The organism is Exiguobacterium sp. A1_3_1 (genome assembly GCF_048985645.1).
Taxonomy (GTDB): Bacteria; Bacillota; Bacilli; order Exiguobacteriales; family Exiguobacteriaceae; genus Exiguobacterium_A; species Exiguobacterium_A indicum.
In genome coordinates this window covers 1-4,269 of sequence record NZ_WBYY01000224.1, presented here as the reverse complement: position 1 = coordinate 4,269, position 4,269 = coordinate 1, and the positions used below count along the sequence as shown (strand labels likewise).

Sequence of the window (4,269 nt, the reverse complement as noted above, 5' to 3'; positions counted from 1 at the left end):
GGCTCGGAGATGTGTATAAGAGACAGGTATATGAAGAGATTCGACAAATGACGATTGCGAAGGTGCTTGATTTCTACGATCACGAAATCCGTCAGCTCGATGAGCAAGCACGTCAGGAAAAGTACGACAAGATGAGCTTGAGTCCGTTTCGCTTTTTCCGTGGGAGTTCGCATCTGTTTTATTATGACGTGACGCGAATCCCCCTTGGTTTTGATACGCCTCTTGATAAACCGACGTGGATTCAGGGAGATCTTCATTTTGAGAATTTCGGTGTCCATGGCAATGCGAAGGGAGATATCATCTACGACGTCAATGACTTTGATGAAGGGTACTTAGGATCTTATCTATACGATTTGATTCGCATGGCGGTCTCCGTCCGGTTGTTCGCTGAAGAGGCAGGATACAATCCGACTCCTGCGATTCGAAATTATGTCCTGGAATACTTACACGATTTAAAAAAGTACGCTCTCGGAAAAGATCCGAGTGATGTCTGTTTTACGCGGGATAATACGAAAGGACCAATCAAGAAGTTGATCAAAAAAGCAGAAAAGAAACGTGAGGAATTAATGGGGGAGCGGACGGAACTGGTGGATGGCGTGAGACGTTTTTGTACATTACCGGATATGGCAGCGGTAGATGACGCGACACGATCAGCAATCGAGTCTGCTTGGTCCTCCTATATCGAGACGATTGATGCCGAGGATCGTCGTGACGAATCGTTCTATACGATTAAGGATATCGTGCGGAAGCTAGACAGTGGAACGGCATCGATTGGTCTTGAGCGCTATTACATTCTGATTGAGGGCGAAGGCGGAGAAGAAGATTTGATTCTTGAGATGAAACAAGCGCAAACGTCCGTCCCTTCGTTATTCCTGCCCGTTTATCGCCCGGAAACAGAAGCTGTCCATCAAGGTCGACGGGTCATCACGTCCCAAAAAGCGATGCAGGCACATGAAGATCCATATCTTGGTTATCTGACGATTGAAAAAAAGGAATATTATGTACGTGAGCGCTCGCCATATAAGAAAAAACTAAAAGCAAAGCATATCAAAAGTCAGGAAGACCTTGAGAACGTGTTGTGTATTCAAGGTCAAATTACCGCGAAAATCCATGCGCGGGCGGATCAGGACGCCGGGATTAAAGAAAAAATTTTGACACATCATGCGGATGTTGAAATCATCCAAGCCATTGGTGTTTCGGACACCGCTTTTTTAGAGCAAATCGAGCGTTGGTCAGAAGCCTACGTGACACGAACAAAGCTGGATTACCAAGTGTTTTTAGAGTGGATGAAGACCCGAAAAACAATTTAAAAACTTAATAAACAGAGGCTTATTAGATGGGTGTGTAACATGTGTTACATATCCATCTTTTTTGTACAGATTTTTTTGTTTAACGAATGAAAGCGTTCAACAAAATAGAAATAGGTATAATGACCTATATCAATTTATCAGAAAACTTCGTAAATTTTTGATTAAGTTCTTACGGACGACTCGCTCCGTAGGACAAATCAAAAGAGGCATAGGGGGAAGTACATCATGAGCTTGACGCGGAAAAAAGATGTTTCCGCTATGATTGCTGCAAGTAAACGAAACAGTGGACTTGCTCGAAATCTTGGCGCGATGGATTTAACGTTTTTAGGAATTGGCGCCATCATCGGAACCGGAATCTTCGTTTTGACGGGAACAGGAGCATTGACTGCAGGACCAGGACTTATCGTATCATTCATTCTATCTGCCATCGCCTGTGGTCTAGCTGCTCTTGCTTACGCTGAATTCGCATCAACGATTCCGGTCAGTGGATCCGTCTATACGTACACGTATGCGACAATGGGTGAGATCTTCGCTTGGATCATCGGTTGGAACTTGATCCTCGAATATGGACTCGCCTCGAGTGCCGTTGCAGCTGGATGGTCTGGATACTTCCAGTCCTTACTTGCAGGATTCAACATCCATGTGCCAACAGCCTTATCAGCAGCTCCTGGAGCAGTCGAAGGAGCCAAGACATACTTCAACCTTCCAGCATTCTTAATCCTCTTTGCCATTACGGCATTGTTGTCGATGGGAATCAAGGAAACGAAGCGTGTCAACAACATCATGGTCGTCATCAAGGTCGCAGTCGTCATTCTCTTCATCGTTGTTGGTGTCGGCTACGTTGAGCCATCGAACTGGACACCGTTCACACCATTTGGTTGGGGAGGCGTCTTCTCGGGTGCCGCAATCGTCTTCTTCGCGTACATCGGCTTTGATGCCGTCACATCAGCAGCTGAAGAAGTCCGCGATCCGCAAAAAAACTTGCCACGCGGGATCATCGGTTCACTCGCTGTTTGTACAGTCCTTTACGTCATCGTCGCAGCCATCATGACGGGTATCGTACCGTACCAACAATTTGCTGGTGTCGATCATCCAGTCTCACTTGCGATTCAAATGGCCGGTCAAAGCTGGGTAGCTGGATTCATCGATCTCGGTGCGATCCTCGGGATCACAACAGTCATTCTCGTCATGACTTACGGAATGGTGCGTCTTGCATTCGCCATCTCGCGTGACGGAATGTTCCCGAAAGTGTTCTCTGAAGTGCATCCGAAGTACCAAACACCATTCAAGGCGACTTGGATGATCGGACTGGGTAGCTCACTCGTTGCTGGATTCGTTCCGCTCGATGTCATCGCAAACCTCGTCAACATGGGTACACTCGCAGCATTCGTCTTGATCTCTGTTGCTGTCTTGATTCTTCGTAAGACACAGCCTGATCTCCCACGTGCGTTCAAATGTCCAGGTATGCCATATGTGCCGATCGCAGCAATCGCTGCATGTCTTTTCTTGATGTTCAACTTGAAACTCGAGACATGGATTGCTTTTGGAATCTGGCTTGCTATTGGTTTAGTCCTTTACTTTACGTTTGCACGTAAGAGTTCGAATTTACACCCAGGCAACATGCCGGCAGCGGAACTCGCTGCTTCGAAAGAAGAACAGTAACATGCAAGAAGACCCGGTCGCCTGAAGGCGATCGGGTCTTCTGATGTTATGAAAGTGGAACAGGTCCTTTGACGCGGACCGCATCAAATTCACGACGAATGCTTTCATTGGCTCTCGCTTCATCTTCTGCCGACCAGCCGAGTTCGCTACGCATCAAGGCGAGAACACCATCTGCGTACTGTTCAGCGTGAGGGAAATCAAAGAAGACGGCCGAGGCACGACGGTTCAAGAAGTCGCCGGGTTGCATGACGAGCTCAGCTTCTAATCCATATAGAAGGGCGCCGAACCAGTGTAACGGTAATTGATAACGAGCCGCCTCGTCACCACGTGTCCGAATCAATTCGTAGACACGTTCGACATTCGTACCGTAACGTTGGATGAGCCATGTCGCCTCATTCGGTGACAATCCGAGTGCTTCTCCTTTTGGTTGTTGTTCTTTCAAGTAGCGGGCAAATCCTTTACTTCCTTGTGGATGACCACCACCAAGCAAGATATCGTGCGTACGGGAAGCGAGGTAAATCCGATTTTCTTCTGTCTTGAATTGGTCTGCGACCATATCGATAATTCGTTCTGCCATCTTCCGGTACCCGGTCAACTTCCCACCAGCGATTGACATCAGACCGGATTTCGAGACGAAGATTTCATCTTTTCGAGACAGTTCACTCGGGTCCTTTCCATCTTCATGAATGAGTGGGCGTAGTCCAGACCATGTCGATTCGACGTGTTCAGGTCGTAACTCGACGTTGAACATTTGATTCGTCGCCTCTAGGATATAATCCTGATCCTCGACAGTGACACCCGGCTCAAGAATATCTCCTTTATAGTTCGTGTCAGTTGTTCCGACATAGGTTTTCCCTTCGCGTGGAATCGCAAAAATCATCCGACCATCTGGAACGTCGAAATAAACAGCCTGTTGGAGTGGGAAATGCGCTTGATCGATGACGAGATGAATCCCTTTCGTCAGGTGGAGCGATTTCCCAGCTTTCGAACCATCTTTTTCACGTAGTTCGTCGACCCACGGACCGGTTGCATTGATGATTTTCTTCGCCCGAATCGTATACGTTTTGTCACTTAAGACGTCACGGACTTCGACACCGACAACTTTTCCATTGTGGTAGACGAGCGATTCAGCCTTCGTATAGTTGACGGCACGTCCACCGTAACCAACGGCTGCCTTTAAGACTTCGACTGTCAATCGGGCATCATCCGTTTTATATTCGACATAACGACCACCACCGACTAAATGTTCCGAACGTAATAGCTGTCTCTTATACACATCTCCGAGCCCACGAGACTA

The 4,269-nt window shown here is 47.4% G+C and carries 3 protein-coding genes; 2 read left to right on the top strand and 1 reads right to left on the bottom strand.

Annotated features, from left to right (window positions below; genetic code table 11):
* Window positions 1-11: 11 nt before the first annotated feature.
* Together F8N00_RS16570 and F8N00_RS16565 are read left to right on the top strand one after the other, a co-directional pair.
* Window positions 12-1,310, top strand: coding sequence for a DUF2252 domain-containing protein (locus F8N00_RS16570; protein WP_421018606.1), 1,299 nt, complete (start codon window positions 12-14; stop codon window positions 1,308-1,310).
* Between the two features lie 225 nt (window positions 1,311-1,535).
* Complete coding sequence (locus F8N00_RS16565) at window positions 1,536-2,972, top strand: amino acid permease (RefSeq protein ID WP_047391976.1); 1,437 nt, start codon at window positions 1,536-1,538, stop codon at window positions 2,970-2,972.
* Between the two features lie 46 nt (window positions 2,973-3,018).
* Here the strand turns inward: F8N00_RS16565 and F8N00_RS16560 are convergent, their stop codons facing one another.
* Window positions 3,019-4,248 carry a glycerol-3-phosphate dehydrogenase/oxidase gene (locus F8N00_RS16560; protein WP_421018605.1) on the bottom strand — a complete coding sequence of 410 codons (1,230 nt, stop codon included), beginning with the start codon at window positions 4,246-4,248 and terminating at the stop codon, window positions 3,019-3,021.
* Window positions 4,249-4,269: the final 21 nt, after the last annotated feature.

Excerpts from the sequence above, each read along its gene's own strand:
- F8N00_RS16565 (WP_047391976.1), top strand. The coding sequence starts at position 1,536 with ATGAGCTTGACGCGGAAAAAAGATGTTTCCGCTATGATTGCTGCAAGT.